This is a genomic window from Maribacter corallii (assembly GCF_047345415.1).
In the GTDB taxonomy this organism is placed as follows: Bacteria; Bacteroidota; Bacteroidia; order Flavobacteriales; family Flavobacteriaceae; genus Maribacter_C.
In genome coordinates this window covers 430986-457433 of sequence record NZ_JBLFEP010000002.1, presented here as the reverse complement: position 1 = coordinate 457433, position 26448 = coordinate 430986, and the positions used below count along the sequence as shown (strand labels likewise).

23 protein-coding genes are annotated in these 26448 nt (G+C 42.4%); 17 read left to right on the top strand and 6 right to left on the bottom strand.

Annotated features, from left to right (window positions below; all coding sequences use genetic code 11):
- Nucleotides 1–112 precede the first annotated feature (112 nt).
- Nucleotides 113–2194, top strand: a complete 2082-nt coding sequence (locus ACKWCA_RS07230; protein ID WP_413977501.1) for an amidohydrolase family protein — start codon at nucleotides 113–115, stop codon at nucleotides 2192–2194.
- Between the two features lie 96 nt (nucleotides 2195–2290).
- A complete protein-coding gene (locus ACKWCA_RS07225) occupies nucleotides 2291–4945 on the top strand; it encodes a DUF5916 domain-containing protein (protein ID WP_413977500.1) in 2655 nt (884 codons plus the stop codon).
- Between the two features lie 3 nt (nucleotides 4946–4948).
- On the opposite strand, the gene ACKWCA_RS07220 is transcribed toward ACKWCA_RS07225, so the two are convergent.
- Nucleotides 4949–5335, bottom strand: a complete 387-nt coding sequence (locus tag ACKWCA_RS07220) for a DUF423 domain-containing protein (RefSeq protein WP_413977499.1) — start codon at nucleotides 5333–5335, stop codon at nucleotides 4949–4951.
- A gap of 187 nt (nucleotides 5336–5522) precedes the next feature.
- On the opposite strand from ACKWCA_RS07220, the gene ACKWCA_RS07215 reads away from it, so the two are divergent.
- Nucleotides 5523–5915 (top strand): hypothetical protein, encoded by a 393-nt coding sequence (locus tag ACKWCA_RS07215; protein ID WP_413977498.1) that lies wholly within the window; start codon nucleotides 5523–5525, stop codon nucleotides 5913–5915.
- A 3-nt stretch (nucleotides 5916–5918) separates the two neighbouring features.
- Here the strand turns inward: ACKWCA_RS07215 and ACKWCA_RS07210 are convergent, their stop codons facing one another.
- From ACKWCA_RS07210 to ACKWCA_RS07200, 3 genes are all read right to left on the bottom strand, one after another.
- Entirely contained in the window at nucleotides 5919–6287 is a 369-nt protein-coding gene (locus ACKWCA_RS07210) for a SnoaL-like domain-containing protein (protein ID WP_413977497.1), read from the bottom strand.
- 86 nt (nucleotides 6288–6373) lie between these two features.
- Nucleotides 6374–6808, bottom strand: coding sequence for a DUF2141 domain-containing protein (locus ACKWCA_RS07205; protein ID WP_413977496.1), 435 nt, complete (start codon nucleotides 6806–6808; stop codon nucleotides 6374–6376).
- A complete protein-coding gene (locus ACKWCA_RS07200; RefSeq protein WP_413977495.1) occupies nucleotides 6809–7243 on the bottom strand; it encodes a hypothetical protein in 435 nt (144 codons plus the stop codon).
- Nucleotides 7244–7417: 174 nt separating this feature from the next.
- On the opposite strand from ACKWCA_RS07200, the gene ACKWCA_RS07195 reads away from it, so the two are divergent.
- The 7 genes from ACKWCA_RS07195 (at nucleotide 7418) to ACKWCA_RS07165 (ending at nucleotide 15611) form a co-directional block, all read left to right on the top strand.
- On the top strand, nucleotides 7418–10201 hold the full coding sequence (locus ACKWCA_RS07195) for an alpha/beta hydrolase family protein (RefSeq protein WP_413977494.1): 2784 nt from the start codon (nucleotides 7418–7420) through the stop codon (nucleotides 10199–10201).
- A 78-nt stretch (nucleotides 10202–10279) separates the two neighbouring features.
- Nucleotides 10280–11086 (top strand): hypothetical protein, encoded by an 807-nt coding sequence (locus tag ACKWCA_RS07190; protein WP_413977493.1) that lies wholly within the window; start codon nucleotides 10280–10282, stop codon nucleotides 11084–11086.
- A 108-nt stretch (nucleotides 11087–11194) separates the two neighbouring features.
- On the top strand, nucleotides 11195–11719 hold the full coding sequence (locus ACKWCA_RS07185) for a DinB family protein (RefSeq protein ID WP_413977492.1): 525 nt from the start codon (nucleotides 11195–11197) through the stop codon (nucleotides 11717–11719).
- Nucleotides 11720–11839: 120 nt separating this feature from the next.
- Nucleotides 11840–12313 carry a GNAT family N-acetyltransferase gene (locus ACKWCA_RS07180; RefSeq protein ID WP_413977491.1) on the top strand — a complete coding sequence of 158 codons (474 nt, stop codon included), beginning with the start codon at nucleotides 11840–11842 and terminating at the stop codon, nucleotides 12311–12313.
- A 197-nt stretch (nucleotides 12314–12510) separates the two neighbouring features.
- Nucleotides 12511–12933 (top strand): helix-turn-helix domain-containing protein, encoded by a 423-nt coding sequence (locus ACKWCA_RS07175; RefSeq protein WP_413977490.1) that lies wholly within the window; start codon nucleotides 12511–12513, stop codon nucleotides 12931–12933.
- Between the two features lie 14 nt (nucleotides 12934–12947).
- On the top strand, nucleotides 12948–13343 hold the full coding sequence (locus ACKWCA_RS07170) for a VOC family protein (protein WP_413977489.1): 396 nt from the start codon (nucleotides 12948–12950) through the stop codon (nucleotides 13341–13343).
- A 906-nt stretch (nucleotides 13344–14249) separates the two neighbouring features.
- Entirely contained in the window at nucleotides 14250–15611 is a 1362-nt protein-coding gene (locus ACKWCA_RS07165) for a S41 family peptidase (RefSeq protein WP_413977488.1), read from the top strand.
- Nucleotides 15612–15665: 54 nt separating this feature from the next.
- On the opposite strand, the gene ACKWCA_RS07160 is transcribed toward ACKWCA_RS07165, so the two are convergent.
- Nucleotides 15666–16340 (bottom strand): LytR/AlgR family response regulator transcription factor, encoded by a 675-nt coding sequence (locus tag ACKWCA_RS07160; protein WP_413977487.1) that lies wholly within the window; start codon nucleotides 16338–16340, stop codon nucleotides 15666–15668.
- The gene (locus ACKWCA_RS07155; protein WP_413977486.1) at nucleotides 16327–17397 is read right to left on the bottom strand and encodes a sensor histidine kinase; all 1071 of its coding nucleotides are present in this window, start codon (nucleotides 17395–17397) and stop codon (nucleotides 16327–16329) included. Before ACKWCA_RS07155 ends, ACKWCA_RS07160 begins: the two co-directional genes overlap by 14 nt.
- 191 nt (nucleotides 17398–17588) lie before the next feature.
- On the opposite strand from ACKWCA_RS07155, the gene ACKWCA_RS07150 reads away from it, so the two are divergent.
- The 7 genes from ACKWCA_RS07150 (at nucleotide 17589) to ACKWCA_RS07120 (ending at nucleotide 26448) form a co-directional block, all read left to right on the top strand.
- Nucleotides 17589–17891 carry an EF-hand domain-containing protein gene (locus ACKWCA_RS07150; RefSeq protein WP_413977485.1) on the top strand — a complete coding sequence of 101 codons (303 nt, stop codon included), beginning with the start codon at nucleotides 17589–17591 and terminating at the stop codon, nucleotides 17889–17891.
- A 29-nt stretch (nucleotides 17892–17920) separates the two neighbouring features.
- The gene (locus tag ACKWCA_RS07145; RefSeq protein ID WP_413977484.1) at nucleotides 17921–19399 is read left to right on the top strand and encodes a CotH kinase family protein; all 1479 of its coding nucleotides are present in this window, start codon (nucleotides 17921–17923) and stop codon (nucleotides 19397–19399) included.
- 105 nt (nucleotides 19400–19504) lie between these two features.
- Nucleotides 19505–20278 (top strand): YHYH protein, encoded by a 774-nt coding sequence (locus ACKWCA_RS07140; protein WP_413977483.1) that lies wholly within the window; start codon nucleotides 19505–19507, stop codon nucleotides 20276–20278.
- 10 nt (nucleotides 20279–20288) lie between these two features.
- Nucleotides 20289–20891: a toxin-antitoxin system YwqK family antitoxin gene (locus tag ACKWCA_RS07135; RefSeq protein WP_413977482.1), complete on the top strand. Its 603-nt coding sequence runs from the start codon at nucleotides 20289–20291 to the stop codon at nucleotides 20889–20891.
- Entirely contained in the window at nucleotides 20866–21561 is a 696-nt protein-coding gene (locus ACKWCA_RS07130; RefSeq protein ID WP_413977481.1) for an SCO family protein, read from the top strand. Before ACKWCA_RS07135 ends, ACKWCA_RS07130 begins: the two co-directional genes overlap by 26 nt.
- Nucleotides 21562–21637: 76 nt before the next feature.
- Complete coding sequence (locus tag ACKWCA_RS07125) at nucleotides 21638–22036, top strand: hypothetical protein (RefSeq protein WP_413977480.1); 399 nt, start codon at nucleotides 21638–21640, stop codon at nucleotides 22034–22036.
- 71 nt (nucleotides 22037–22107) lie between these two features.
- On the top strand, nucleotides 22108–26448 hold the full coding sequence (locus ACKWCA_RS07120; RefSeq protein WP_413977479.1) for a CusA/CzcA family heavy metal efflux RND transporter: 4341 nt from the start codon (nucleotides 22108–22110) through the stop codon (nucleotides 26446–26448).

The following is a 26448-nucleotide window of genomic DNA, read 5'->3' as shown; positions in this document are numbered from 1 at the left end:
GATGTCAGGTTAGGCTTGTCGAAACCGATAGTCGGTTGTAGGTATGACAGTGTACCTCGACAGGCTCAATAGGACCTCGTATATCACTTTTTAGCGCCTCAACAACAGTCTCATGAAAAATCAAAGAATCGTGGCTATAGGTATTCTATGCCTTGTATTGAGCCTTACGGGCTGTACAACGACAACCTATGATCTGGCCATACAAAATGTGCGCTTGTTCGACAGCAAAAACAAAACCGTTCATGAAAATAGAACGGTACTTATTAACGCCGATACCATTGCGGCCATTGTTGATGCAACGGATTCCTACTCCGCAAAAGAAACCATTAACGGCGATAATCGATTAATGACGCCAGGTCTCATCGATACCCATACCCACTTAATGCAAAACTATACGAGTAGCGGTCATTCCGCCCCGAAGACCATTACTGAAGACAAATCCGACTTGGCGAGGGGTTTGATGACACGGATGTATTTGGCTCACGGTGTTACCACGATTATCGATATGGGCCAACCCGAAGCCTGGATCGACGTCACACTGAACTGGCAGCAACACCCTTCACCAGAATATCCCAATCTATTTATATGTGGCGGGTCAATCGTTTCCGACGCCAGCTATCGACAACCGCAACATCATATAGAAGTGATGAACCCCGAAGATGGTCGAAAAAAGGTGCGGGAGTACGCCAAAAAGGGATTGAAACACATGAAATTATATCGAAAGCTTGAGAAGCCTGATTTTGAGGCCATGGTCGATGAGGCCAAAAAACACGATATCACGATCAATACGCATACCGATAACAATGTGATGACCATTGACGAAGCCATGGATATGGGGGTACGGAACTTTGAACACTTTTTTACGGTTACCCCGAGCATTCTTGATTATGATGAACATTGGAAAGCCATGAATGCAGCCTATGGCATTCAGATGTCTCCGAGCATCGACGAGTTTGCCGCCCATATGACCTTCTTTTTCAGTTACATCAAGGAGCATCCTGAATTTGAGACGAAACTCATGGCACTGTTTGACCGAATGGCCGCAAAAGGGGCAACCCTGAGCACGGCACTCAATGTCTTGGCATCTGCCGCTGGCAGGACCGATTTTTTTACATCCTTTGAATACTTCCCGATTAGAAGAACGCCCATGGTCTCGTATTCAGCAGCCCAGCAAAAGCAATTGAACGAAGCATTCGACTACATGATGCTTTATGTGAAAAAAGCGCATGACAAAGGTGTTCAACTACGTGTGGGAACGGATTGCCGCTATGGCGGGAAGGCCATGCTGCACGAATTACTTCTGTTTCATGAAGCGGGAATCTCCATGGAAGACATTCTGCAAATAGCCACACGCAACGGATACGAGGCCATGAACTTACAGGCAGACTATGGCTCCATCGAAGTAGGTAAAAAAGCGGATATGCTGCTCTTTGAAAAAAATCCATTCGATACGCCCGAAAACCTGCTTTCCAACAAGACCATAATCAAGGGAGGTAAAGTATTTTCCCTAAAAAAATCACTAGCCTATAGTTTACAGGACATTTTAGTCGACCAAGGTCCGAAGAAAGGATTGACCTGGTTCAAAAAAGAAAAAGAAAGTGAGCGGTACGAACCTTTAAATGCCGATGAACTTGAAAAAGTAGTCCACACCTTTTCAGGTGATGGTAGAATCGACGAGGCCCAAACGGTATTGCGCTTGTTCCAACAGCATTTTCCTGAAAGAAAGGTCTCGATGGATGAAAATATCCTAACGAACGGCACCTATGCGCTCATCAACAAAAAGGAATACGATAAAGCGATCGAGTTTTACGAATTTGCAGCAGCCTATTCTTCGGAAGCCACAAAAAACGGATCCTTAGCAGTGCTCATCAAGATGCTAGAAGAAGGCATTCCAAAGGCCAAGGAATACGTCGAAACCATTAAAACCGACGAAAAATATGTCATCGACGAAAACGAAATCAATAGTGTAGGGTATCTATTGCTACGATTGGACAAGCCCCTGGAGGCCATTGCCTTTTTTGAGTTGAATGTCAAACTCTTTCCAGAATCATGGAATGTGTACGATAGCTTAGGAGAGGGGTATATGTCGGTAGGACAGAAAAAATCGGCCATCAAAAACTATAGAAAATCGATCGCGTTAAATCCTGAAAACAACTACGGTAAGGCACAATTGAAAAAGCTGATTGCCCAATAGCCAATAAAAAACGGCCCAAACAAAAAAAGGGACGTTTTAGTGTAACTACTTCAAATTTTCATAGTCTTTAAGTCACATCAATCATAAATCGAATACATGAAAATCAACCGGATTACTGTTTGTGCATTATGCTTTTTTGCACAAACAGTTTTTTTTGCTCAAGACTCGACCGACGTTGTAGTAAAAAGAACCTACACCACGAAATTTTTGGATGCGGTACCCTCCCCCGAAATAGATGGTCTTCTTGATGAGGCCGGATGGGACATCGTTGAATGGGATGGTAACTTTATCGAGAGAAGACCCGATGAAAACACGCAACCGGACCACGACACCAAATTCAAGATCGTTTATGATGAAAAATTCTTGTATGTCGGTATACGTGCCTATGACAGTGACCCCGACAAAATTGAAATGCGGCTGTCACGGCGTGATGGCTTTCAAGGAGATTGGGTCGGCATTTTTATCGATAGTTACCATGACAAGCGCAGCTCTTTCGGTTTTATCACCACAGCTGCCGGAGTCAAAGCAGACTTTTTCAGCTCAGAAAACGGGAATAACGAAGACGAAAGTTGGAACCCAATTTGGTACACCAAAACGAATGTCGACGAAGAAGGTTGGACAGCCGAAATGAAAATACCCTTTAGTCAACTAAAATTCGGCAAAGCCAAAGAACAGGTTTGGGGCATACAAGTAGACCGTCAATACTTCAGGGGGGCAGAACGTTATGCCTGGCAACGAATCAAACAAGACACCCCGGGTTTTGTGAGCGAATTTGGCCTTCTAGACGGCTTGATCGATCTAGTACCTCAAAAACAGCTCGAAATTCAACCCTATACGGTGGCTAAACTGGAAACTTTCGAGCCTGAAGCTGGTAATCCATTTCGGGATGGCAATGACAGTCAGATTACCGGCGGATTGGACGCAAAAATCGGAATAACCAATGACCTTACCCTAGATTTGACCGTGAACCCCGATTTTGGGCAGGTAGAGGCAGACCCTTCGGCCATAGCCCTTGACGGATTTCAAATATTCTTTAGGGAACAACGCCCCTTCTTTGTGGAGAACAAAAATATTTTTGACTATCGCGTAAGTCAATCCGAAGCCGGAAATACGTTCGGATTTGATAATGTATTCTACTCCAGACGGATCGGAAGGAGTCCGCAGGGGTTTCCCGATACCGAAGACAACGAATATGTAGAACAACCCGAGAATACCGCCATATTAGGAGCGGCCAAATTTAGTGGTAAGACCAAAAATGGATGGTCTATCGGGGTCCTCGAAAGTGTTACGGCCAAAAAATATGCAACTATCGATAACAATGGTGATCGTCGAAAAGAGGTGGTCGAGCCTTTGACCAACTATTTCGTAGGTCGTGTTCAAAAAGACTTTAATGACCGGAATACTTTTGTTGGCGGGATTTTTACCGCTACCAATCGAGATCAGCTTACCCCTGAATTGAACTTTTTGCACCATTCGGCCTTTACCGGTGGAGTGGATGTCAAGCACCAATGGCATGACCGTGATTGGTATGTTGGCGGAAACTTTATTTTCAGCCGAGTAAACGGAGGTGCCGAAGCGATAGAAAATACGCAAGAATCCATCGCACATCTTTTTCAACGAGTAGGCGCCGACCATGTATCGGTCGATGCCGACCGCACTTCTTTAACAGGTACCGGAGGCAACTTACAATTGGGGAAGATCGGAAATGGAAATTGGAGGTTTGAAACCGGAGGAACCTGGCGTTCCCCCGAGCTAGAGCTAAATGATATCGGTTTTCAGCGTCAAGCGGACGATATTCGACATTATACGTGGATCGGCTATCAAACCTTGAAACCAACGGAAACATTTCGAAGAGTGGGTATCAACTACAACCATTGGAGTGTTTGGGATTTTGGTGGCAATCACAATAGCTTACGGTTCAATACGAACAGCTGGCAAAATTGGGACAACAACTGGTTTACGAATATCGGCTTCAATTACGCCCCAAAGCAGTACTCGAATTTTGCGCTACGTGGCGGGCCCCGATTACGCCAGGCTTCAGAAATCGGCTTCTTTAATGGGTACAACACCGACCGAAGAAAAAAACTGCGCTTTAATGTCTTTCACAGAGGCGAAAAAGGAACGGACAACTCCTATGGTTCCTATAACATCGATTTTGGGGTGACTTACCAGCCTTTCAATGCACTCAGCATATCGGCCAACCCAGAGTATGGCATCAACATGGACAAATTACAGTATATCGACAATATCGACGTCGATGGAGAGACCACCTATCTCAATGGAACCGTTGAGCAGCGAACACTGAGTATGTCATTTCGACTGAACTATACCATTAACCCGAATCTGACCATCCAATATTGGGGGCAACCTTTTATCTCGCGAGGGCGCTATTCCGAGTTCAAAGAAGTGGCCGACCCTTTAGGTGCTACATTCAATGACCGAATCGCCCCATATGGCTCGAATCAAATCTCCTTTGCAGACGATGTATTCTCGGTAGACAAAGATTTGGACGGAACCGCTGAATTCACCTTTGACAATCCTGATTTCTCTTTTGTACAGTTTCGATCGAACCTCGTGGTGCGTTGGGAGTACATTCCCGGATCGGAAATATTCTTGGTGTGGTCGCAAGATGTCTCCCAATCCGGAGATCCCCAAAATGCCCTATTTCAAGATTTGGGTGATGGTATTTTCAATGATGAAAAGCCCCAGAATATCTTTTTGATCAAAGCAACCTATCGTTTCGTTCTGTAACCCTTAAAGGATATTCTGGATAAACGAATACAGCAATAAGCTCCAACCTATGACCAAGAGCAGGCCTCCAAGGGGTGTGACCGGGCCTAAAAATCGTAGTTTTTTACCCTTTGCGGCACTTAAGGTCAATCCGTAAATACTGAAGGAGAAGAGGAACGTTCCCAACATAAAGCAGTATACCATATACTGCTCAAGGGCCGTACCCAAATTCAGATTAAAGCCCAACACTAAGAGTAAGAGCGCGTGGTACATTTGATATTTTACCCCTGTTTCAAAACTTCGAAGTTGTTCTTCGGAAAGCCTTTTTTTCAGGGCATGGGCACCAAATGCACCAAAAACAACCGATAGCAGCCCAAAAAGCGCCCCTATGAAATGAGTTAGTAAGACCATGAAATCATTTTAGGCCCAAGATAAGTATTCAATTCATCAATTTGATCATCCGAAGCAACCGTATTCGACATCCGTCATGTCGCTGACATACCGACTAAATTTTAAAATTTGTATCTTGGAACATCTCCGTGAGAAGATTGACACTAACGCGGAGGGAAATCCTAACTTTAACCAAATGGAACGACCAATGAAACTATACGCTCAAATAGGGATGTTACTGATTATAGGTTTCTTAGCAGCCTGCGGAAATACGAAATCAGTTGCTAATAATGACCCTGAAACAACGGGAATTACCGAGGAGAACAGAATCTTACTCCCGCTCTACAATCAGATTGTACGCCTGCCAGGAATTCGAAGTACGGGAGGAGTTCCAGTATTTGCGGGTGCGGTCAATTCAGTAGAGGGCACCACAGAACCTCTTTATGTGGTAGATGGTAATCTAATTGGAAATTCATTTGCCTCGGTAGATCAAGTCGTCAATGCGGTGGATGTCAAAAAAATCAAACCCATAAAAGGGCCAGATGCATCCTTCTATGGGTCTAGAGGCTCAAACGGGGTAATTGTCATCACCACCAAATAAGTACTATACTTCTTCGTCGTAGAAAAACTGTTCTCGAACGATTTTTCCATCTTTCACTTGGTATACGCCTATTTCCGACATGGTCGATCGGTGTCCTGAGGGCTTATGGGTCGTATCCATCTCAAAGCGCACGGAAAACCAGTTATCGGCCACAATGGGCTCCGATACACTGCTGCTGTGCATTTCAAAATTTTCTTGCCACCACTCTCCTTTTTTCTGGAGAGCTTCAAAGCCTTCGGCCAACGCATTTTCACCTTTTCCGTCGTTCTCGATGCTTACAATGTTCGGACTATATAAATGCTGGTAGGGGGTCTCGAAGTCTCCTTCTTTACACCATTGCACCAATTTGTCCGCAATTTCCTTAGTTCCCATATGATTTTAATTTATTGATTGAGAACAGTAAATTACAACATCGGTGTTTGAAATACAATCAAAATCAAACTTCTTGAGGCCAGCGGTTACCTAAAGGGAATATTGATTTCAGTATCTGAATCAAATACGAACGCGCATTCTTCAAAATCGGGAGGGCCGAACGTTTTCATCTTCCCCTTATAAAAGGCAACTGGTTCTTTAGGAATACCGATAAAATTGGTGTCGAGTGCCTTATTGCCATTTTTGTCGTGAAAGATAGATACAGCATATGTACCTTCCGGCAAGTCAGCAATCGTAATCTTGGTTTTGCCCATCTTCGTGGGTTCGAAAGAACCCGCAAAAATCTTACCCTCCTTTAGGAAAGTGTCCTCCGTATTATACACACCTACGGCAATGAACCCTTCTGACGAGCTTATTCCATCTGCCGTTACAGTCAACGTATGTTGAGCACTCCCACAAAAAGGATACAGCAAAAGAATGAAAATCACGTGTTTCGCGATATGTCTTAGAAGTGATTTCATTTATTCAGTAATTTCTTCGGTTTTTCCTTTCAGGAGTTCGAATAGATCTATGGTATCCAAAGAATCTTTTAAGTTCAGGAACAGCTGCGATGAGTCTTTCTGCACCAGACGAATTTTTTGTTGCTCAAAATTATCGACAAAGACGTACACCTTTTTATCGGTAAGCGTATCCTTGAACTCCTGGTATACCCCTTTGCCTTTTTCAAAGGCCGAAAACCCATTGAGACGAACCATGGGTGGGATTTTCTCGACCCATTCCAGTTGGTCTACATTTTTGAATTCTAATTCATGATAATAAATGCCCGATAAAATAGTCATGCCATCGGGTTTCATTCGCATCCAGTTCTTATAATGGGCAACAAATGCACCTAAGCATGCGATGACCGTAATGACGATCACTATGTTCCAAAGCCAATGTCTTTTTTGTACCCCCATTAAATATGTGGAATGAACGGTGCTTGACCGAATTCAAAGATAGAATTTCATCCTGTAACCATAACGTGTACTTTGCCGGAACTATTGCCAAGTAAGACTAATTAAATAGGCACTAGCCGATTTCAAAAAATCATAGCGGATTATGCCCTATATTTAATCAGATAAAACAAACCGATGAAAAAATCAATTTTAGTGCTCGCGAGCCTACTGTCGCTCTATGTCACGGCCCAGAAAAAAGAATTGCAACACGCTGACTATGCACTATGGAACACCATTGAACATCCGATGCTGGCCCCAAACGGAACGATGGTATTGTATTCTTTGGAAAAAGGGGAAAAGGATAGTTTTTTAAAGGTAATGAATGTCGACGGGACTACGATTTTTGAACATGATCGAAGTCCGAAAGGCCTATTCGATTACAACTCCGATTATGTGTTCTTCACCATCAAACCTTGGAAAGACAGTATCACGGCAATGAAAAGCAGGAAAGTAAAGAAAAAAGACCTTCCAAAAGACTCCCTTGGTATCTTGAGCCTAAGTACCAATGAACTCACCAAGATTTCTAGAGTAAAATCGTTTCAGATTCCGGAAGAATGGTCTGGCTACCTAGCATATACCTTAGAAGAACCGAAGAAAACTTCGAAGGAAAAAGAGAAGGATTCGGTTAGTGATAAAAAAGACAAAAAGGCCAAAAAAGTCAGTAAGAAGAACGGCTATCATGTCGTCTTACGGAATTTGGAAACAAAACAAGAAGATACCCTTAAGTTCGTTACCCAGTATACGTTTGCCAAAAAGGGTCAATACTTTGCGTACGCTACCACCGGTCAAGATAAGGATAGTGATTCAGGAGTTGTCGTGATGAACCTAAAAACCAATGAATCGAACACGATCTACAATGTTAAAAAGGGCACCTATAGTCAGCTGGGTTTGAGCGAGACAGGGCAGCATCTGGCCTTTGTGGTGGATGCGGATACGACCAAAATACAGGTGCGCCCCAATGCGCTCTACCACTGGAAAGAAGGCCAATCAAAGGCGGCATCGCTGGTCGACTCTCAAAATGCCCCAAAAGGCTATTTGGTTTCCGCTGATGGCAAGGTGCATTTTTCCAAAGATGAATCAAAACTCTACTTCGGCCTGCGCAGGCCTCCCGTAATTAAAGATACCACCCTGACCGATGAAGAAATCGTGAATGTGGAGGTATGGACGTATGATGAACCCCAACTGTATACCGTACAAGAACTACAACTAAAAAACGATACCATACGATCATACGCTGCGGCAATTCATTTAAAGGATAAAAAACTGGTTCCTCTGGCCAATAGCAACTACCCAGAGGGTGAACTGGGCGATGAGGGCGATGCGAATGTCGCATTGGTCAGAACAAAAACACCCTATGAACTGCAAAGCCAATGGACCGGCTACAATGACTACGACTACCGGGTTGTGAATACTTTGACCGGAGCAACCGAAACCACGATTAAAAAGACGGAACGTTTGCGCCTTAGTCCAAAAGCCAAATACGCCTTTGGCTATAGTCGAAAAGATACCACCTGGGTTACTTTTGATACCCGTTCAGGCGCGCGCAAAGCGTTGACCAAGAACAAGGTGTTCTTTAATGAATGGCACGATTATCCGGATCATCCGTATTCGTATGGATTTGCCGGATTTACTAAAGACGACCGGTCACTTGTACTCTATGATCGTTATGACCTTTGGGAATTCGATCCAAAAACCGGTGAGGGCAATCGCCTGACCCAGGGTCGTGAAAACAAAACCCGATATCGCTATGTCAAACTTGATATGGAAGAACGCTTTTTAGATCCCAAATCAAAATGGCTTCTAAGCTCTTTTGACGAAACCACGAAGAACTCCGGTTTTGTGCAGTACGATCCGAAGCGTAAAAAAATCACAACATTGGTAGTAGGGCCTTATCGTTTTGCCAATGCAAAAAAAGCGAAGCGAAGTGATCAATTGCTGTTTACGAGGGAATCCTTTCAAGAGTTTCCTGACCTTCGAACCGCGGATATTGATTTTGAAAAGGTTACCGTATTGAGTAATGCGAATCCGCAACAATCCACATATAATTGGGGTACTGCTGAATTGATGAACTGGACCTCCCTAGACGGGGAAGCCCTTACCGGTCTTTTGGTAAAGCCCGAAAATTTTGACCCGAATAAAAAGTATCCCTTGCTGGTCAATTTTTACGAACGCAGTTCCGATGGACTACACCGGCACCGCATTCCACGAGCGGAACGCTCTTCGATCAATTACAGCTTCTATACCAGTCGCGGGTATGTGATCTTTAATCCCGATGTGGCCTATCGTGTGGGGTATCCTGGGGAAAGTGCCTACGACTGTGTGATCCCCGGCGTCACCTCGCTGATTGAAAAGGGGTTCATCGATAAAGACAATATCGGGGTTCAGGGCCATAGTTGGGGCGGGTATCAAATTGCCTACTTGGTCACCAAGACCGATATATTCAAAGCGGCCGAATCTGGGGCTCCTGTACCCAATATGATCAGTGCCTATGGCGGTATCCGTTGGTGGACCGGCCTAAGTCGTCAGTTTCAATACGAACATACGCAAAGTAGGATCGGGGGCACGCCCTGGGAGTATCCGGCGCGCTATATCGAAAACTCCCCGATTTTCAATATCGATAAGATCAATACCCCTTTGCTCATTATGCACAATGATGCCGACGGACACGTGCCTTGGTACCAGGGCATCGAATTTTTCGTAAGCCTCAGAAGATTGGGCAAACCGTCATGGTTCTTGAATTACAATGGTGAACCTCACTGGCCCTTAAAATTGCAGAATCGTACGGATTTCAATATTCGAATGGCACAATTTTTCGACTACTACCTCAAAGGGGCATCGAAACCTGTTTGGATGGAACGCGGAGTACCCGCTATCGAAAAAGGGATCCATCAGGGGTTAGAGCTTCTTGATAAGGAGTAGTCGTTTTGGACCCTTTTTACGATTAGGGATAGGGTCGTGTTACTTTATACTATTGCTGTGAACAAGCAAAACCAAAGAATGAATAGAAGAATTTCAAAAATACCAAACGATGTTCAAGACAGAAATTCTGTTGCTTGGAAAAAGTTGTGTGAATATGTTAACGAAGTTGCTGAAAATGGTTCTGACGAGTTTGTTCCGAGAGAAGCTCTTGGCAATGAATTATTTGCTCAAATTTTCACTTTACCAGAATCAATTCGAAAACTTAAAAAAGTTAAAAAAATTGGACTTTATGGAAGTAATCTAAAGAGAATTCCACCAGAAATTGGACAAATGGAATCTCTTGAATATTTCGACCCATATACCTCGTACGACTTGCATTGGTTTCCATTTGAGATTTCTAAATGTAAAAAACTAAAAGACAGCCGAATCAGTACAAGAGCACTTTTTGGGAATTATAAAACCCGAATGGGTTTTCCAAGACTCGACCATAATCCAGTAAGGTATTTTGAAGATAATATGAAATGTAGTGTCTGCGAAAAGGAACTAACAAACCAGACAACTAATCAAATGTGGATTACAGAACAAGTTGGAACTGACACAATTCCAATGCTTGTAAATCTCTGCTCAAAAGAGTGCGAACAAAGTTTGCCTAAGCCACCTGAAAATTATGTTCAATTTCCTCATAAAGGTGGAGCTGATTTGGTTCAGCCACCTGACGAAGATGAATCATGGGAGATTGAAATGGTGGAAAGAGAAAAAGCCGAAAAGGAAAATATTAATAGTCAAGTAGCTTCTAAACAAATAAGTGCAGAATTAGGCAAAGGGGAATTGGATTTTTCAAATCTTCCTGTCTTAAAACTTGTGAAAAAAATTTGGAGGAAATAAAGAAAATACCAGTGCCTAACACTGCATATTAAATCACAGCACCTAGCACCATTCGGCACACTACACTTTTTATACTAAATGTTGACATTTTCAAAAACGATAGATCTAATGAAAAGCGATTTCCAAAACAAGAGCTTTTACCCAGCACAAGGCTTTCCGTATTATTTTGATTTAGTAAAGAATGATGACCTATATACACTGTTTTCTTCATTGTCCTCTGTTACTCTTTTGAAATCCATTGGTGAAGAAAAAGCGACGTATCGCTATGCCCCTACCAAATGGAGTATCAAACAAATTGTGGGGCATATAACAGATCATGAAAGAATAAAAATGTTCCGGGCATTTCAATTAAGTAGAAATGAAAGGGTTGAACTATGGGGGTATGACCAAAACCTTCTTGTAGCCAATTCTCGTTTTGATGAACTGAGTCTAGAACAATTACTAACGGATATTTCGAGCGTACGAAAAGCATCATTGAGTTTTATCGATACCTTATCGGAACGGCAACTGAAAAAGAAAGGCAAGGCAAGGCACTATGAAATTACACTTGAAGAATTTCTCAAGTCGATAATTGGTCATGAAAGACACCATATAAACATCATCAAAGAGAACTATCTAAAAAAGACGTCATGAATTTAGTAGTGTGGCAATGCTATTCATCAGTTTCTAAAACGTGTTCGGACAAACTAGTACGATACAAATTTCACCAACAATTGTGGCCCTTAGACACTAACTAAAACATCTTATGCTGTTATGATAGAATTGATAGAGGCAAAATCTATGAACGACTTCAAAACTGCCATTCAATTATTTCAGGAATATGCTTCCCAAATTGGAGTCGATTTGGAATTTCAGCACTTCAGCAAGGAACTTGAAACGATTGAAGAACACTATTCTAGACCAAATGGCGTACTCATACTTGCAAGAAATGAGGAAAGTGCACCTTTGGGCTGTTTTGCCATTAGAGCCCTGAAATCTTCGATATGCGAGTTGAAAAGAATGTATGTACGTAATGAATTTAGAGGGTTTGGACTTGGGAAGCAAATGCTTGTGAAGTCCATTGAAATTGGAAAAAAACTGGGATACAAAAAAATGCGTTTAGACACTTTACCCACCATGGGTTCAGCCATTGCACTATACCAAAAAATGGGCTTTTATGAAATTGAACCCTATCGATTTAACCCGGTAAAGGGAACGAAATATTTTGAGATCAAACTCGACAAATAAAATCCTGTACCCTATATCTCATTTAAACAGAATAATGAGGGCTGAAAATACAATATAAAGGATTTGAGTATTTTTAAAACGCTAACAGCTATAGATTTCGATATGTGTTCGGCAAAATGCAAACACTAGCTTGTTATCGAACAGTTCACATTCGAGACCGTTGGCCAAAACTTTTCAAACTACAGAAGTAATTAGAAATGACATTCTATAAAGATAAAATAAGCCATATCAAGAATACCTCCTATTCAAATGAAAAACAGATCGAAACGATTATAGAAACCCGTCATTTCATCGATACTAATTTTGACAAAAACCTGAATTTAGATGTTTTATCCCACACAAAATTTATATCAAAATATCATCTACAAAGACTTTTCAAAAGGTATTATGGTCTGACGCCAAGACAATACTTAATTGATAAGCGGATTGAGAAATCAAAAGAGAATTTAAGAAATGGTTTGACGGTCACAGAAACTTGTTTTGCCGTCGGTTTTGAAAGTTTAGGTTCATTCAGCAAATTATTCAAGAGGAAAACGGGAAAATCACCAAGCGAATTTCAAAAAGAGCAAGTTTCGAGAAGCAAAAGAGATCCAGATTCCCAAACTTTAGACCATGAATAAAAGAATTGATAAAGATGAAAGTAACGCTCATTAGTATTCCTGTAAGAGACCAAGAAAAAGCTGTAAAATTCTACACCGAAAAGTTAGGGTTTATCATAAAAAAGGATGCCCCTTTGGAAGGAGGAAATAGATGGTTGACCCTTGTCTCACCAGAATGGCAAGACGGACCCGAACTATTATTGGAACCTGCACCAAACCATTTTGAACCCTGCAAGGTTTTTCAGGACGCTTTGATGCAAGCAGGAATTCCCTATACCCAATTCGATGTGGACAATGTCGATGCCGAGTATGAAAGACTCACCCAGCTTGATGTTGATTTTAGCATAAAACCAACCGAGATGGGGACCGTAAAATTTGCTGTTTTTAATGACACCTGCGGGAATAACATACAAATTGTCGAAACGTTATAAGATGAAAACTAAGGCGAATGAGGGCTATAGGTAGCCTGCTCCACCGAAAGATAGAAGCAAAGGACCGTACCTTAGACGGAACGCAAGCACCTGTTTCCTCCTTCTTTCTTTTCATAACACAGTCCTTAGCAAATATTTTGAAAATGAGCCTCAATGAACCCGATTCTAATCGTTTCATCGGTGTATGTATAGTGAGGCAAAAACGAAAGTAGCAGTACACAGCATGAATATCTTGTTTATACTATTTGATTTTCTCTTTATTGAAATCTGCGATTTGCATTCCAAGAAAGACAGAATGCCTGAAACCTATGCCTTAGCTATTTTGACATTTATTTGGACGGGTATTTTCTTTCTAATATCCAAGACGTTAACCCTACTCGGTTTTTATGCACCTTTTAATGTACCTGAAATTCTGATTTTTTATGTTTTGGGTTTCTTTGCTTTTTCATGGAAGTATCTATTTGGAAGTAATAAAATTAGTAAAAGAACGTATCCGGCAAATCGAAAACCTTGTGTTGAACTTTTTTTTAAGCATTATTCTTATCCTAGCGCGCTCTGCAGGAATAGTAGTATTTGTAAATCTTATTTTAAGACGATTTATACGCCTATAACCAATTTGTGAAAAATATATGGCGACAGATGGCATCATCTAATTCAGCAGATGTATTCTGTTCTCATTCTAACGAAAATACACTTGCAAATAAAGTCTAAATATAACGCGGAGTTCAGAGTGAACCTGCCTCATTGCACAATGCACGCAAAATGAAAGCATATCAACTTGTAACTGAGATTTAGTGGAGAGTGTTGTAGTAAGTCATCAAAATTTTAATTTCTAAGGCCACCTGAGTAACGAAATCAACCGTCGTTCGTCTTCGTCATATGAAAGCATTTTTGACAGTACCCCTAATGATATTGATCTTACTATGTGCTTGTAACGCTGTAGGACAAAATAAGTTTTCGCAACAGAAAGTACTAGAAGATTTAGACTTTTTGCACGAGTCTTTAGATAAGGCCCATTATAATCTCTACGCCTATACCACCAAAACCGCATTCAATGAAAATTTCGAAGAATTGAAATCATCGGTGACCAAAGATAGCCTCTCGCTGCTTGAAGTGACCTCTTTATTTCAAGCGGTAATTTCGAAAGCTAATAATGGACACACTGAAATCAATTTTCCCGGAGCTGTTTATCGTGAATATGCCCATTCGGGCGGGACACTTTTTCCTTTGGAAATTGCATTTGAAAATGGAAAAGCTCTTGTTCGAAAAAACTGGTCCGGCAATTCAGCGCTAAATAGTGGCACTGAACTAATTCGTATTAACGGTCTGACTATAAATGAGGTGCTAGAGCGCATATACCCCTTAATATCAGCCGAAAGACGGTATTTTAAATTGGCCAAAATCGAGCTTTTTTCCTTTCCTAGACTCTATTGGCAGGCATTTGGGGAGCAGAAGAGCTTTGAAATTGAAGTCAAAAAAGAGAACAAAAACCAGCAATATCAACTTCAATCAATAGACCTCATTCAAGACTATGAAATGAAAAGAAATGAACTCTGGTATGCCAAAAGGGAATTGCAGTTTCTTCATCAAACCGCCTATTTAAGACCTGGAAATTTTGGTGGTGACGAACAAGAATACAAGCGCTTTATAGATTCGGCTTTTGTGGAAATCAACAACACGAAGCTACCGCATCTTATCATTGATTTGAGAAACAATTTAGGGGGAGACGACTCCTTTAGCGATTACTTGGTTTCCTATATTGCCGACCGACCTTTTCAATGGAATTCAGAATTCACCTTGAAAACAAGCGCAATTCTAAAAACCCATGTACGGGAAAAATATGACACAAGCAACCCCTTTTGGCAGAGTGTGCTAACTCATGAAGCTGGCAGCATTTATCCTTATGAATTTGACGCCTATGAACCGCAACCAAAGACCAAAAGATATGCGGGTAAAACGTTTGTTTTGGTAAACCGGCAATCTCACTCACAATCGGCAGTAACCGCTGCACAAATTCAGGATTACGAATTTGCCACCATTGTGGGCGAAGAAACTGGGGATTTCCCGAGTTTATATGCCAGTCAATATAATTATGACCTACCGCATACCGGAATTAACGTAAAAATAGCCAAAGGCTACATTGTTCGTGTGAATGGAAGTAAGAAGGCAGAAGGCGTAGTTCCCGATATCTACATCCAAGACCATCTTATTGACGAAAATGACGAAATACTAGATGGACTATTAAAACACATAGCGCGTAACCAATAAGTACACTTCCCATAAAAAGCGGTGGTACGGCTAAAAACAATGAAGGCAATACCCCTAAAACAACTCCTCTTTTACCTTTTCATAATAGCTATCACTAACGGGAATTTTAACTTCCCCCAGCAATAGATCCCTACTCTTTAGGCCGGTGACTTTGCTTCGGTTCACGATATAAGATCGATGTACCCGAATAAAAAGATGGGCGGGCAGTTCTTTTTCCAGCCCCTTTAAACGTTGATTGCTCATGATTTTCCGGTCGGCAAGGTGATAGGTCACATATTCACTATCGCTTTCCATATACAGAATCTCGGAATAGCTCACTTTGTGTAAATCGTAGCCCGATTTTATGGTAAACGAATCCGGGGTCTTTTTTTCGGATGGGAATTCAAATTTCTGTACCGCCTTTAAGAAGCGTTCGAAGGTGATCGGTTTCAATAAATAATCCAAGGCATTTAGTTCGTATCCTTCCAATGCGTATTCCGAATAGGCCGTAGTGAAGATAATCTTGATGTCGGAACCCACGGTCTTGGCGAAATCGGTTCCCTTCAATTCGGGCATCTGTATGTCCAAAAACAAGAGATCCACGGGGGTTTCCTTCATGAGGTGTATCACCTCCAAGGGGTTTTCCGCCGATCCGACCAGCTCCAAGAAATCCAATTTGTCGATATAGGTCGAAAGTAGCGTTCGCGCCAATTCCTCGTCGTCGACCACCACACACTTAATTTTTGCCATTCACATCAATATTCAGGTTCACTTTAAATGCCAGGGAGGTTTCATTGATCACCAATTCATGCCGCCCGGGATACAAGATAGCCAATCGTTTTTTTACATTTTCAATACCGATACCCCCCACCTCATCTTTCATCACAGTGGTTTTGGGAAGACTATTCTCAATTTCGAAATGAATGCGGTGCTCATCCGCCTTAAGGTTCATGCGAATGAACGTATCCGTTATTTTTTCAATGTTACTGTGCTTTAGTGCATTCTCGACAAAGGGGATGAAGAGCATCGGTGCGATTCTGACCCCACCGTTTGACACTTGAAAATCGCTTTCGATCGGATACGTTTTGCTACTCTTCAAAGAAAAGAGCTTGATATAATTGGTGATATAGGTGACCTCTTTTTCCAAAGGAACCAATTCTTGTTCACATTCGTACAATACATAACGGAGCATATCGGAAAGATAGCTGATACTCTGTTGCGTTTTGCCCGAATCTATGACCGAAAGCGCATAAATATTATTCAATGAATTGAATAAAAAATGAGGGTTGATCTGCGATTTGAGGAGCTTGAGTTCGGTCTGTAGGGCCTCACTCTTGTTAACAACGATTTCTTCTTCCTTCTTTCGGGCAAATAGAAACGTTTCCATGAAAGTAGCGGCCATATAGGCAATGGATAGCATCAGCACATTGATTAAAAATCTAGGAGGAGGTTTCCGCTGTGGGGGCCGTGACAGATCCATATCCGCCCCTGGTGGCGGACCAATACCGGGCCCTGGTCTAAATCCGGGAGGTGCCCCACCTCCTTGAACTCCCGACCCATTCGGAATGAGGAACGTACACAACAAAACAAGGCCTATCGACAGTGTAATAAACAGTACATATTTCTTTTTGAATAAAAGTGCGGGAGCCGTATAAAATATCAATAAGGCCACGACAAGAATCTGGAAGAGAAACACGAAGCCGTTCTCCTTTAAAAATTGGATATCCTCCCCTAAAAAAAACCAAGCAGTCAGCCATATCAAGAGCCACAAGGCTATCTGAAAAAGAAATCGTTTGAGTTGGTTCATACTGCAAATAAAAGGAAATTAAAATCATTTGATTCCCGGAAATCGGGTTGACGTCAACGCTTAAAAAGTAGTTTGCCCAACAAGAACCGCCATCCGCTTAAAACCAACACCCATTCACTGAAATCAGCCATTCGGCATTAAACTAAAACGGAGATTTACACTCAAAGTAGAAACAGAAATACACGAAAAACATGAAAAACAACAGTTTAAAATTTGGAATACTGATAGGCGGCTTCTTTCTATTCACATCTTGTAATGCCTTTGGCCAATCTGACCAAAGAAGGCAGAATCGTGAACGGCCCACCATAGAGCAAGTCTTTACCGATTTGGATGCCGATGAAGATGGACTTATTTCAAAAGAGGAAGTAAAAGGACCGCTGAAAAACGATTTTGCAAAAATCGATACGGACGAAGATGGCTTCATTTCAAAGGAAGAATTGGAAAAGGCCCCCAAGCCGAAACGAGGTCAAGGAAGGCCGCAAGGGAAACAATAGACAATTTTCAATTCTAGAAACGCAGTATCATGAAAAAGTTAGTATTCAAATCCATAGCCCCTTTAAGTGTTTTAGTTCTGGCAACCTTCTTATGTACGGGTTGTTCTGATGATGATCCCGTAGTAGAAGCTGAAGATGATTCTTCGGTGGTCGATGATTCTGAAACAGATGACGATGCCAATACCGTTGAGGACGCCGACTTTGTGGCCACGGATTGGACAACGGAAACCCACAGTAATGATGCTGATCCCAACTTTGAGGAGGTATTTGACAACACTACGGTCAAACGCTTCGATTTTGTCATCTCCGAAGAGAACTGGCAACTTATGCTCAACGATATGACCGATTTATATGGTGATTTTGGCAGCACGGGTAACGGGCCTGGAGGCCCGGGAGGACCTGGTGGCGGAATCACTTTTTCAGATGAGGATCCGATTTTTGTACCCGCATCCGTTTTTTACAACGGCAAAGAATGGTACAAAGTGGGCCTACGCTTTAAGGGGAATTCCAGTTTGGCCGGAGCATGGGGAGCTGGAATTTTAAAATTGGCCTTTAAAATGGATTTTGACGAGTACGAGGATGATTATCCGCAAATTGATAATCAACGTTTTTACGGCTTTAAGAAATTCAATCTGAAAAACAATTATAACGATAGGTCTTTCTTAAGGGAAAAAGTAGCGGCCGATGTATTCGCAAATGCAGGCTTGGCGGTTTCCAATACCGCTTTTTATACTCTGTACGTAGATCACGGTGACGGTCCGGAATATTTTGGATTATACACCTTAGTCGAAGAAGTTGATGGTACCGTACTCGACACGCAATTCTCAAGTGATGATGGCAATCTCTATAAGCCTGAAGAGGATGGGGCAAACTTTGCGTACGGCACGTTCAATGAAGATGGCTTTGAGAAAAAGACCAACGAAGACGAAGCTGATTGGAGTGATATTGAAGCCTTGTTCGATGCCTTACATGACGATATTCGAACAACGGACCCCGCTACATGGCGCTCTAATTTAGATGCTGTTTTCGATACCGATGTTTTCTTGAACTATCTCGCGGTAAATACGGTTATACAAAATTGGGACACCTATGGTAGAATGCCACACAACTACTATCTGTACAATAATCCGGATAACGACAAACTCACATGGATTCCCTGGGATAATAATGAGGCCCTTCAAGAAGGAAATAGAAATGGCGCATTGGATCTTGATTTCTCGGACTTGGACTCAAGCGAGTGGCCGTTGATCGAGTATCTGTATGCAGATGAAGCATATAGGGCCATTTATGATAATTATGTACAGCAAGTCATTGACGGGCCCTTTGAAACAGCGACGCTACAATCGACCTATGCAACCTATGCATCATTGATCGAATCGTATGCCACTTCGGAATTAGCAGGATATACGTTCTTGAACTCTAATTCTGATTTTCAGGCAGCCATAAGCGAATTGAACGCCCATGTTGCCCAACGCACTGCGGCTGCAGCTAATTACTTAACGAATTAAACGACAAAATTTTGATTGGTTCTTAGTTTGATGAAAAGAGCTTCATGGATACTTGTGGAGCTCTTTCATAAAAATCAAAAGTATAATCCCTAAAAAAATGAAAACATGAAGAAGTATAGCATAATGAAACAACCTGGACAACTTACATTCATTTTAATTGTAACGGCCGTGGCCTTTTTGGCCTGCAGTAATGATGCAACCGACGACCTTAGTACAGATGAAGAAGCTGAAGACGATACCCCAACAGAATTACATGCAGCGTTCGAGGCCTTTAATGCAGATGCAGTCACGATTTTTCTAGATGGTTCCGATGTCGTTATCGAAACAACGGGGCTCCCCGATCACGAAACCGTTTATTGGGGAGAGGACAGCGACCTGTACAAAGAGGAACCAGAGGTACGTCTCACCCCGACTAGAATTACGGATCGCAACCAGGCAGCAACGATAACTGTTGACGCAAGTCCTGATTTAACAGGAAATACAGTTTCCACCGAATTAGGTATCATCGGTATCGCGGTGAGTGGGTCGTATATTTTTAATGATCAAGAAGGAAATGGTGCTTTAGATCAGGCTGCAGGCAGTTTGGACTGGACGGGAGCTCATATCGGACCAAGTGTGTATCACTATCACTTAGAACCAAAGGCATTCACCGATGACGATGCCGAACTGGTGGGTATCCTTCTCGATGGTGTTTTTCTGTACGGACGAAAGTGTAATTCCACCGGAACCTACCCAACTGACTTGGATAGCTCCGGAGGGCATACCCATGCCACACAATACTCCGATGGTGAAGAGGAATACCACTATCACATCATCAACGAGTTGTATTCGACCACAGGATCCTATATCGCCTTTGCAGGTCCTTTTCAAGGCTATTAAAACCAGACGGATGAAAACGTATTCGCTACTCATTACTATGCTGTTCATTTTGAGCTGTCGACAAGAGGTGCCCGTTAACGACACCCTTGTTGATAAAGTGCTAGTGATCGATAGCGTGGAAGTCTTGAAAAGTGCACTGGTACTTGATCCAATCAAAGGGAAATGGTATTTCAACAATCGGCCGTTCAATGGTTATTCCGTAAAACACCATACGAATGGGGTATTGCAAGAAAGGCTTGGTTTTTATCAAGGGAAGCGAGAGGGTATTGCAAAACGTTGGTCTAAAAACGGTGTGCTTCGCGTGGAATCACACTACAAACAAAACCGTTTGACGGGAAGTTATAAGAGCTGGTGGGAAAATGGACAACTCGGTCATGAAGTACACTACTTGAACGGAAAAAAGAATGGGGTCGAAAAGAAGTGGTATGCTACCGGTCAACTTGCCAAAGAACGCCAATTGACCAATGACAGGGAGGAAGGATTGCAAAAAGCATGGCTAGAGAATGGTACGTTGTACGTTAATTACGAGGCCAAAAACGGACGTATTTTCGGAATGCGACGCGCGAATTCATGTTATCGATTAGAAGATGAGATTGTTGTCAGAAGTAACTAAAAGCGTACTGCTCGTACTGTTTCTTGGCGCACTTTTTACAAGTTGCAAACACGAAATAAAGAAAGAACGCACCGAAGTATTGGAAACGAGTAGGGTGGAGTATCTGCCCTACTATTCCGATGAGACGTTCACGCCCCATTGGTTGACCCCAAATAGCGAAGAAGAGAAAGGGTTTCATACAATTCCAGAGTTTAGGTTGGTCAATCAATTGGGCGATACCGTTTCCCATAAAACCTTTGATGACAAAATATACATTGCCGATTTCTTTTTTACCAGTTGCCCCGGCATTTGCCTTAAAATGACCGGAAATATGCTAAAACTACAAGAGGTCTTCAAGGAAGATCCCGATATATTATTGCTATCGCATTCGGTGACCCCGACCCTTGATTCGATACCGGTGCTTAAAAAGTATGCGGAGAAAAATGGTATTCTCAATGAAAAATGGCATTTGGTCACTGGGGATAAAATGGAAATTTATACCCTGGGAAGAAACCATTATTTCGTCGAAAACGATTTAGGTATCCCGAAGGATATCAATGACTTTCTGCATACGGAGAACTTCTTGCTCATTGATAAGAACAAACATATTCGCGGTATCTACAATGGGTTGAATCGCGCATCCATTGCCCAATTGGTTACTGACGTCAAAACCTTGAAAAGCGAGGGGTAAGCCGCCAAGAAATACATTCTGGTGCAAAAGAAACCCCAATAGTGGTCAAATTTCTTATCTTTAGGGATAAGATACTATGCTTAAAATCACGTCCATAGCGATTTCTATGCTCATTTTGATCCAGAGCCTCAATGTTCATTTCGATGATCTTGTAGAATTGGATGAGCTTATCGAACACGCGCAATTTCATGCTGAGGAGTACGGGGATAATTTCTTTGTTTTTATCTCAAAGCATTATGGCGAATTGAAAGCGGAACATAGTAAAAAACATCAAGAGGAAAAAGAAGAGCACGAGCGACTGCCCTTTCAACATCAAAGTCAAACCCTGACATTGTATGCCCATGTACTCTACCAAACCCCGGATAATACCTTGGGAGTGGACTTTTCAGTGGATCCCAATCCGAATTTCTTTTATCAGGCTTCCTACCGCTCTCTCGTACAGGAAGGTCTTCTTCAGCCGCCCCGGCAAGCATAATTCCACTTTTTAAATTTTGAATGCCACATGCCCTAAGGCACTGTGGTTTATACAATCAATTTATATGGATTATGCTTTCATACATCATCAATTTCAGTATACGTAACAAGTTCGTCGTATTCCTGTTTACCGCATTTATCATTGGTTTCGGTAGCTACTCGTTGACACAGATTCCCATAGGAGCCGTGCCCGACGTGACCAATAATCAAGTGCAGGTACTCACTACCTCAAGAAACCTTTCCACACAGGATATGGAGCAGTTCATCACCTATCCCGTTGAACTAGAGATGGCCAACTTACCGGGCGTAAAAGAAATTCGCTCGGTTTCGAAATTCGGACTTTCCGTGGTTACCGTAGTCTTTGAGGATGACTTGGGCACCTACTTGCCTAGACAGTTGCTGGCGGAAAAAATCAAATCCGCAGCAGAAAAAATACCTGAAGGATTCGGCACACCTGAAATGGGACCGATTACCACCGGCTTGGGCGAAATCTACCAGTACATTCTCGATGTAAAACCGGAATATAAAGACCGTTACGACGCCACTGACCTACGAACCATTCAAGACTGGATCGTCAAACGCCAACTTTCGGGTATTCCCGGTGTTGTAGAAGTGAATACTTGGGGCGGATTTCTCAAACAATATGAAATAGCGATCACGACAGAGAAACTCAATGCTATGGGTATTTCGGCTCAGGACGTATTCACTGCATTGGAACTGAACAACAGTGTGGCCGGCGGTGGATATATCGAAAAAGTGAACCAAGCCTATTTTATTCGTGGCGAAGGTTTGGTCAAAAACCTAGAGGATATCCGAAACATTGTGGTGACACTAAAAAAAGGCATTCCCGTCTATATAAAAGATGTGGCGCAGGTCGGTTTCGGAAGTGCTACCCGTTTCGGTGCGATTACCGGAAACGGGGAAGGTGAAAAGGTGTTAGGGCAAGTGATGATGCTCAAAGGCGCCAACTCTAAACAGGTAATCGATGCCGTAAACGAACGTGTGGCCATCATCTCGAAATCGTTGCCGGAAGGAGTTTACATCAATCCGTTTTTAGATCGAAGTGAGCTTATCGCAAAAACAACACTTACGGTTTTCGAAAATCTGATTCTGGGTTTTCTAATTGTTATTTTCGTAGTGGTGTTGCTATTGGGCAACTTAAGGTCTGGGCTGGTTGTCGCCTCGGTCATACCGCTCTGCTTACTGTTCGCCCTATCGCTCATGTATATTTTTGGTGTAGACGCCAACCTCATGAGCTTAGGGGCCATCGACTTCGGAATCATCATCGATGGCGCGGTAATCATCGTTGAATTCATAGCGTTTCAAATGATGTCCAAAAGTTCAGAGCTATCCTCACTGAATCCCGCTGCACTCCAAGCCAAAAAAGACGAAATAACCGAGCAAAGTTCCTCCAAAATGATGAATTCGGCCATTTTTGGACAGCTGATTATCCTGATTGTTTTTATTCCCATTCTAGCACTTAGCGGTATTGAAGGTAAAATGTTCAGACCGATGGCATTGACTTTTAGTTTTGCGCTCATCGGAGCAATGGTTCTCTGCTTTACCTATGTACCCGTCATTGCATCCGTATTCTTGAAACCGATAAAATTATCGGACAAGAATAGTTCCATTCGTCTAATGCGGTGGTTCAATCAACGCTACGAACCGATAATCGATTGGGCCCTGAAAAGCAAAAAGCAGGTACTGGGTCTGGCCGTTCTTCTTTTGTTGGGTACCACAGTGCTATTTTTAAGGATGGGCGGCGAATTCATCCCTACTTTGGATGAAGGGGATTTTGTTATTCAACCTGTTTTGAAAACAGGAACATCACTGAGTAAAACCGTAGAAATCACCACACAAATCGAAAAAATACTCTTGAACACCTTTCCAGAGGTGAAACAGGTAGTTACGCGCATAGGTGCTGCTGAAGTTCCCACAGACCCCATGTCAATGGAAGAAAGTGATGTCATCATCATACTGAAACCGAAAAGTGAATGGGTTTCCGCAACTAGCAAAGATGAACTCGCCAATAAGTTCAAGCAAGCTTTAGAAATCATTCCGAATATGGAGGTAGAATTCACCCAGCCCATTGAAATGCGTTTCAACGAGCTCATCTCCGGTGTTCGTTCAGACGTTGCCATCAAGATTTTCGGGGAAGACCTTGAGGTCTTGAGCAAAAAAGGAAATGAAATCAAAGACCTCATCGAAAATGTGGAAGGCGCAGCGGATATCTCAGTGGAAAAAATAGTGGGACTCCCCCAAATGAACGTCACCTATGATCGTTCCAAAATTGCCCGCTATGGACTCAATATTCGAGAACTGAACGATATGATTTCGATGGGTTTCGTTGGACGAACCGTTGGCAGCGTTTTTGAAGGTGAAAAACGTTTTGATATGGTCGTCAGATTGGATGCTGAAAATCGAACGGACATCGATCATCTCAAAAACCTGTATGTAGATCTTCCTATTGGAGGAAAAATTCCGCTAAGCGAATTGGCAGAAATTCGGTACCAAAAAGGGGCGGCCAAAATCTCTCGTGACGATACGCGCAGAAGAATCGTTGTAGGCGTCAATGTTCGTGACCGAGATATGCAGTCGGTAGTAGATGATGTTCGGGAATTGATCGGTCAACATATCAAAATGCCTGTGGGATACAACATCACCTATGGCGGGCAGTTTGAGAACCTGCAAAGTGCAAAATCACGATTGCTTGTTGCCGTTCCGATTGCCCTCTTGCTCATTTTCGTATTGCTCTTCTTTGCGTTTCAATCCGCTGGGGAAGCGGTATTGATTTTCTCGGCAATTCCACTAGCTGCGGTCGGAGGTATTTTACTACTCTGGATTCGCGGCATGCCCTTCAGCATCTCGGCAGGGGTTGGTTTCATTGCACTTTTCGGGATAGCGGTCTTGAACGGCATTGTACTTATCGAACATTTCAAGGAACTTAAAAAACAACATTTTGATACCATGGAAGCATTGATCAAACAAGGCACCAAAGATCGCTTGCGGGCGGTGATTTTAACAGCCTCGGCAGCAGCTTTGGGCTTTTTGCCAATGGCAATTTCAACAAGTGCCGGAGCTGAAGTACAACGCCCCTTGGCCACGGTAGTCATTGGCGGACTCATCACAGCTACCCTATTGACCTTAGTAGTGCTTCCGGTATTGTATTCTTTATTTGAAAAAAGAAAAAATAAGAGTTTGAACCCGTCTTTAACTAAAAACGTCAGTGCGATAGTACTGCTTTTTGTACTCATGTTTTCAACAGCGGGAAACGCGCAGGAAAATCCGAAAGACCTGAACGAACTTATCAATTTGGCCATTGAAAACAATACGGATCTAAAAGCATCGAAACTCAACATCGAAAAATCGGATGCCTTGATGGGTACCGCTTTCGATTTTGACAAAACCGAGTTGTATTACAGCTATGACGAGAACAACCTGACACGCTCGAATCTGCCGCTCAATGTCCTCGGAGCACAGCAAGATTTTTTATTTCCTACGGTTTACTTCGCAAAGCGAAAAACGAGCAAAGCCAATCTTGCGCTTAGCACAAGCAGTTATGGCGTACAAGAAAAAAGCTTAAAACGAAAAGTGACTGCGGCCTACTACCAATACCAATATGCCAAGGAAAAAGAACGCATCTATTTCCGCTTGGATAGTCTGTACCAAAACTTCGCTTATATGGCCAAGCGTCGTTTTGAGTTGGGAGAGACCAATTATCTGGAGAAAATCACTGCCTCCTCAAAGCAACGTCAACTGCAGATAGCATTGGAACAAGCGCAGACCGATGTGGGTATTGCATACAACCTTTTATTAGCTGAAATTCAGCTTCCCCAGCACGTAACAGTCAAAGAGGCAGCTCTAGTAAAAATCCCTTTGAATGTCATCGACCTCAATGATACGGCGGAAATGGAGTTTTCCAAAAACACCATAAAGCTGGCCAACGCCCAGCGCAAGCAAGAAACACAACGATTGCTTCCCGACATCAGTTTGAACTATTTTCAAGGCACCAATAGCTCCGTTAATGGAACGCTTATCGGTTACCAGGCCGGACTCAAAATTCCGTTGCTTTTTTCCGGTAATGCTGCCCGTATCAAGGCTTCCAAAATTACCGAAAAAATTGCGGTTGAACAGTCGAAAGCATTTGAAATACGCTTGAATTCAAGATATACGGAATTGCAATCCCAGTATGACAAATATGCCAAAGCGCTGGACTATTACGAGACCGAGGGCCATCTTTTATCCCAAGAAATTCTGAAAACCGCGGAACTTAGTTTCAGAAATGGGGAAATCGATTTTTTCCAATACATACAAAGCATTGAAAATGCCTATGAAATTCAACTCGACCGTCTTGAACAATTAAATCAATACAATCAGACGGTAATTCAGTTGAATTATATCAGTTTGAATTAA